Source organism: Vibrio sp. 03_296, from assembly GCF_002265885.1.
The window spans coordinates 1-4889 of the sequence record NZ_NPKW01000040.1; the positions used below are offsets into that span (position 1 = coordinate 1).

Annotated in this window: 9 protein-coding genes; 6 read left to right on the forward strand and 3 right to left on the reverse strand. The window is 41.3% G+C overall.

Annotation, left to right across the window (positions count from 1 at the left end; genetic code table 11):
- Positions 1 to 397: 397 nt before the first annotated feature.
- From CIK04_RS03275 to CIK04_RS03300, 4 genes are all read left to right on the forward strand, one after another.
- The gene (locus tag CIK04_RS03275; RefSeq protein WP_097353771.1) at positions 398 to 772 is read left to right on the forward strand and encodes a hypothetical protein; all 375 of its coding nucleotides are present in this window, start codon (positions 398 to 400) and stop codon (positions 770 to 772) included.
- A 469-nt stretch (positions 773 to 1241) separates the two neighbouring features.
- On the forward strand, positions 1242 to 1385 hold the full coding sequence (locus CIK04_RS35445; RefSeq protein ID WP_128824591.1) for a DUF3265 domain-containing protein: 144 nt from the start codon (positions 1242 to 1244) through the stop codon (positions 1383 to 1385).
- A gap of 349 nt (positions 1386 to 1734) precedes the next feature.
- A complete protein-coding gene (locus tag CIK04_RS35450) occupies positions 1735 to 1863 on the forward strand; it encodes a DUF3265 domain-containing protein (protein ID WP_128824590.1) in 129 nt (42 codons plus the stop codon).
- Between the two features lie 499 nt (positions 1864 to 2362).
- Positions 2363 to 2758 carry a hypothetical protein gene (locus tag CIK04_RS03300; protein ID WP_051118181.1) on the forward strand — a complete coding sequence of 132 codons (396 nt, stop codon included), beginning with the start codon at positions 2363 to 2365 and terminating at the stop codon, positions 2756 to 2758.
- An 85-nt stretch (positions 2759 to 2843) separates the two neighbouring features.
- Here the strand turns inward: CIK04_RS03300 and CIK04_RS03305 are convergent, their stop codons facing one another.
- Both CIK04_RS03305 and CIK04_RS03310 read right to left on the reverse strand, forming a co-directional pair.
- Positions 2844 to 3143 (reverse strand): type II toxin-antitoxin system RelE/ParE family toxin, encoded by a 300-nt coding sequence (locus tag CIK04_RS03305; RefSeq protein WP_017420621.1) that lies wholly within the window; start codon positions 3141 to 3143, stop codon positions 2844 to 2846.
- Complete coding sequence (locus CIK04_RS03310; RefSeq protein WP_011080384.1) at positions 3140 to 3382, reverse strand: type II toxin-antitoxin system ParD family antitoxin; 243 nt, start codon at positions 3380 to 3382, stop codon at positions 3140 to 3142. The genes CIK04_RS03305 and CIK04_RS03310 overlap by 4 nt, the downstream gene beginning before the upstream one ends.
- Before the next feature lie 541 nt (positions 3383 to 3923).
- Here CIK04_RS03310 and CIK04_RS03315 point away from each other — a divergent pair.
- Both CIK04_RS03315 and CIK04_RS03320 read left to right on the forward strand, forming a co-directional pair.
- On the forward strand, positions 3924 to 4046 hold the full coding sequence (locus tag CIK04_RS03315; protein WP_072609765.1) for a DUF3265 domain-containing protein: 123 nt from the start codon (positions 3924 to 3926) through the stop codon (positions 4044 to 4046).
- Positions 4047 to 4057: 11 nt separating this feature from the next.
- Entirely contained in the window at positions 4058 to 4612 is a 555-nt protein-coding gene (locus tag CIK04_RS03320; protein ID WP_097353721.1) for a hypothetical protein, read from the forward strand.
- A gap of 33 nt (positions 4613 to 4645) precedes the next feature.
- Here CIK04_RS03320 and CIK04_RS03325 read toward each other — a convergent pair.
- The coding region (locus CIK04_RS03325; protein WP_142994982.1) for a transposase at positions 4646 to 4889 on the reverse strand (244 nt) is incomplete at its 5' end.

Genomic DNA, 4889 nt, shown 5'->3' on the forward strand with positions numbered 1-4889 from the left:
TCCACACCGACATTAATATTTTGAAGTGTGTTTGTATTCATAATAAGCTAACTCTTGCTTGCGTAATGCGGGTTCGAGACCCAGTCGAGTATTCGAGTTTGGTGCTTGGAGTTCTATGTCGCGTTCATGTTTGTTATCGGTCTCTCGATAGAGGAGCCAGCGTTCAATCGAACTACAACATAGAAAGCTTTAGTTGCGGCTAAAGCCTGGGTCTCACATTACCCGAAACAGGTCGATTAATGGGGATAATTTCCCATACAAAGCGTTTAAGAGGGATTCTCAACGCTTGGCAGTTTTGGTTCAAAGTTGAGCTTTTGTGTTTATGGCACAATGGTTTAAGTTAGGTGGTATCGCGTTGTTCACCCCTTAACGCGGCGTTATGTGGATGGAGGAGAAAATGGAAAGTCTTTTATATCTCGCAGCTTTTTTGCTAATGGTTGTATCTTTTGCTCATTCTTACCTCGGTGAACGTTTTATCCTTTCTAGGTTGTTTAAGCGTGACAATTTGCCAAAGATTTTAGGAAGTGATGATTTTACTAAACGTACGTTGAGGTTTGCATGGCACTTAACGTCAGTAGCCTGGTTGGGGCTAGCTGGCATTGTTGTGGTTCTAGCGCAGCCAGAGTTTGGTAAACAACTAGTTGGACAGATAATCGCTATTACATTTGGTATGCACTTTCTGGCGGCCCTTTTGGGATCAAAAGGAAAGCATCTATCATGGATATTGTTTGGTGCAATTACTGTTTTGGTGCTAGCGGGAACATCCACATAACAAGGCGTTTAAGACGGATTCCCAACGCTTGGCGACTTGAGTTCAATTCGGTTTTGGTGTTTAAGGTACAATGGTTTAAGGTTGGTGGTCTGCGTTGCTCACCACTTAACGCGGCGTTATGTGTCTTTCCGGAATTTATCTTTCTAAATCAAAAAGTAAAAATTAGAATTGCGGAAAATGTTTCTAGTGGATTACTAGTATGAATCGTCACAATATCATTGGGTTCTTATCATCGGTTTTATCTTTGAGTACCCTAGTTTTCGTCATCATGGACGGATCCCACTTTCCGCTTCTCGTTTGGCCTTACGAAGCTTTTCAGGGTTTGGTATTTTCTTTCGTTTGGGGTTTTGGTGTCTCGGCAACAGTTGGCTATCTTTTCTCAATAATAGTTACTGTTACTGTAGCGGTAGTAAGTTTCGCATTGGGGCATAAATTATCGCGCTTTGTGGTCAAAAAAGATAATCTTTAGCTGTTAATTCAAACACATAACAAGGCGTTTAAGCGGGATTCATGCCGCGTGGCATTTTTGGTTTGCGGTAATTTTTGTGGTGAAAGTGGTGTGCGGAAACTTGGTTTAGGCGGCATTCACCCCTTAACGCGGCGTTATGCTTAATCAAGTAAAATCAGTGGTTTATGGTTTTTCTTTGTTCCCTCAGCTTGTCAGTTTGGTATTTGTCGGCAAGTTGGCTTTTGTGGGCGCTATTTTCTGGACATCCATTCTTGGGCGCTAAAAATTCAGAGAGTTGCCTCAGTCAATTTTAGGGTAAGCGCGAGGTTAGGGCGGGTGGCTCAATCAGAAATCCATTTCTAGGTTTTCAAACTTCAAACTAGATTTGCCAAAATTCTGAGCCTGATTGTCAATACTATGATTCATTTCGGTTTTCTACGTTTTGGTTTTTGTTTGTAAATCAAAGTCGAGTTAATCTTAATTCAATTAAAACGTAAGCCATTGAAGCTTAAGCATAACAAGGCGTTTAAGCGGGATTCATGCCGCGTGGCATTTTTGGTTTGCAGTGAGTTTTGGTGGTGAAAGTGGTCTGCGGAAAGTTGGTTTATGCGGCATTCACCCCTTAACGCAGCGTTATGTTTAGTCACGTAAAATCAGTTGGTTGCATCTTTTCTTTGTTCCTTCGTATTTCTAATTTTGGTTTTGTCGGCAGGTTAACTTCAGTGGTCGCTGTTTTCTGGACTCCAATTCGTGGGCGCTAAAAGTTCAGAGAGTTGCCTCATTGAAATGCAGAGWGTAGGCGAGGTGAGTTAAGTGATTTTGATTTCAAAGTTAGAGCCCTATTTTTTCGATTTCTCACGTTAAAACTCAAAGTCGGCACAATCAAAATTATGATTTAATTCAGCTTTTTAGCGTCTGGTTTTGGTTTGCAAAGGTAAGTCGAGTTAAGCTATTGGTATCGCAAACTTAACCCTTTGAGCCTTAAACATAACAAGGCGTTTAAGCGGGATTCATGCCGCGTGGCATTTTTGTTTTGCAGTGAGTTTTGGTGGTGAAAGTGGTCTGCGGAAGCTTGCTTTATGCGGCATTCACCCCTTAACGCAGCGTTATATGCCCAAGTTAATTTTTAATTAGGAGTTTTAATGGCATTACTAGAAATTTCAGATGTATCTTCGTTAAGTGAGGCAGCGATCAAATGGGTAGAGTTTTACGTAAACCGTAAAGAAAACAAAGCGAAGAAAGAAAATGAAGCTATTAAGTCACTAATGACCTCTTTAGACAGAACAGCAGTGTACATGAAGTCTGTTCTTGATAATGCTGAGTCTAAGTCAGACACTGTCGAAAGGGAATTATCAGAATGTTGGTACTCGACCTCCATTCTTGTACGCGAGTACAATGCAGAACTAGCTGAACGTTGCTTTTTCAAAGGAATCTATTGGTCAAATAATAGTAGATTCACAGAACAAGAGATTATCGATAAAAAGATGAAATTGCATCATATTGAAATGGACGTTGCGAAAGCATTGGCAAGCATATAACAAAGCATTTAAGAGTGATTCGCAACGCTTGGCAGTTTCGCTTCGCTCAAGTATAGCCAAGCGCTGCTCACACCTTAATGCGGCGTTATGCGCCCAAAATTGGATTCACATCCATGCTTTTGTGAAGGATACGGATAATCTCAATATTTTGACTGCCGATCTGACGATAAAATATTACGTGGCTTCCTTGTGGAAACTTTCTGTAGCCATCGCGAATTTCGTCACAGGCTTTACCAATGTCAGGATTTTCGGCTAACAGCCAAAATGAGTCATCAAACTGTTTTAGATAAATATTTCGCTGTTCGCGACCCCAACGTCGAGAGGTAAACAAGGCTATATCTCTTAAATCAGATTTCGCCTTGTTAGTTAACTGAAATGGTCTCATTTTCTCTCTTCGCTATCTAACTCATTGATAAACGAATCAAGGTCATAATCCGCAACTCCACTTTCTTCGCCCTCAACAAGCAACTGGCGTAAAGTGTTCATTTTAGTTTCTTGGGTTTCAAGTAAACGTAAAGCAGAACGAATAACTTCACTTGCAGAGCCATAGCGGCCGCTTTGGATTTGATTAGCAATAAAACCATCAAAATGGTCACCCAAAGTAATACTAGTGTTCTTAGCCATAACTTAGTCCTTAGTACCAATAGATACCTAATTATGGTATTAGTTGAGCTTGGATGCAAGGCGCATAACAAAGCGTTCAAGTGGGACTTGGCACGCGTGGCATTTTTGGCTTGCAGTTTATTTAGTGGTTAGGGTGTGATGCGGTAACGTTTGTAGTGCGTGCCTGCGCCCCTTAACGCGGCGTTATGCTTAATCAAGTAAAATCAGTGGTTTATGGTTTTCTTTGTTCCCTCGGCTTTTCAGTTTGATGTTTGTCGGCAAGTTGGCTTTTTTGAGCGCTGTTTTTTGGACGCTTATTCTTTGGCGCTGAAAATTCAGAGCGTTGCCTCAATCAATTTTCGGGTAAGCGCGAGGTTAGGGCGGTTGGCTCAATCAGAAATCCATTTCTAGGTTTTCAAACTTCAAACTAGATTTGCCAAAATCTCGAGCCTGATTGTCAAAACTATGATTCATTTCGGTTTTCTAATCTTTGCCTTTTGTTTGTGAATCAAAGTCGAGTTAATCTTGGTTCTGGTCAAACGTAAGCCATTGAAGCTTAAGCATAACAAGGCGTTTAAGCGGGATTCATGCCGCGTGGCATTTTTGGTATGCGGTTGGTTTTGGTGGTGAAAGTGGTCTGCGGAAGCTTGGTTTATGCGGCACTCACCCCTTAACGCAGCGTTAGGCGAGGTAGTTATGTTGAAATCTTCAAGTGCAATTCTGTTGCTAGTCTCTTGGTCTGCTGTCTCTAGCGATTTGCCGTCAACTTATGTGGGTATTGAAGTCAGTCAATCGACATATGAAGATGTACTTAACTTACTAGGCCCATCTAAACTTCAAAGATTACCTCAAGGCCATTCTGAAAAAGGGTATTGTTATATTGATAATGTTACTTATGTTGTCTTCGGAGGGCATCCAATAATCACAAGAGTCAGTGTGCACGATAGAAAACCAGGGCTAGATTGTAGCCAGAGCCAAATAGAGCTTCCTTCATGTATTGGAGACTATTGTTTAGGTATATCAAAAGCCCAATCTGAATCCATTCTGGGCCAGCAACTTGAGCCCACAACGGACGGTAGCGGCTCTTATGTTCAAGGATATGACTCAATAAGACCCATATCACAAGAAGAAAAAGATCAGCGAAGTTTACCTGATAAAACGGAGCATGCGGACGTTACAAATAATATTTGGTTTAAGTATGCCAATCAGAAGGCAGTTGAAATTGGTGTTTATAAGTACGAGACGTATTAAAAATCGCCTAACAAACGAGTATGGCGTCAATAGTTAATTTTTCGCCATATTTTCATTCCACATAGTTCCGTCTCTTAGCATTGAATTCAGGATCACAACCATCTTTCTAACACAGGCAATGATGGCTACTTTTTTGGGTTTTCCTGCTTCCAGTAATCGCTGATATGTGGTCTTAAAAACAGGGTTAGATTGCATTGCAGACATCATCGCCATATACAGGACTGTACGCACCTGAGCGCGCCCACCTTGGATAATTCGTTTGCCTTTATAGCGGCCA

Bases quoted from the DNA above. Each gene is read 5' to 3' on its own strand.
- CIK04_RS03300 (WP_051118181.1), top strand. From the start codon at position 2,363: ATGGCATTACTAGAAATTTCAGATGTATCTTCGTTAAGTGAGGCAGCG.
- CIK04_RS03275 (WP_097353771.1), top strand. From the start codon at position 398: ATGGAAAGTCTTTTATATCTCGCAGCTTTTTTGCTAATGGTTGTATCT.
- CIK04_RS03310 (WP_011080384.1), bottom strand. From the start codon at position 3,382: ATGGCTAAGAACACTAGTATTACTTTGGGTGACCATTTTGATGGTTTT.
- CIK04_RS03320 (WP_097353721.1), top strand. From the start codon at position 4,058: ATGTTGAAATCTTCAAGTGCAATTCTGTTGCTAGTCTCTTGGTCTGCT.
- CIK04_RS03305 (WP_017420621.1), bottom strand. From the start codon at position 3,143: ATGAGACCATTTCAGTTAACTAACAAGGCGAAATCTGATTTAAGAGAT.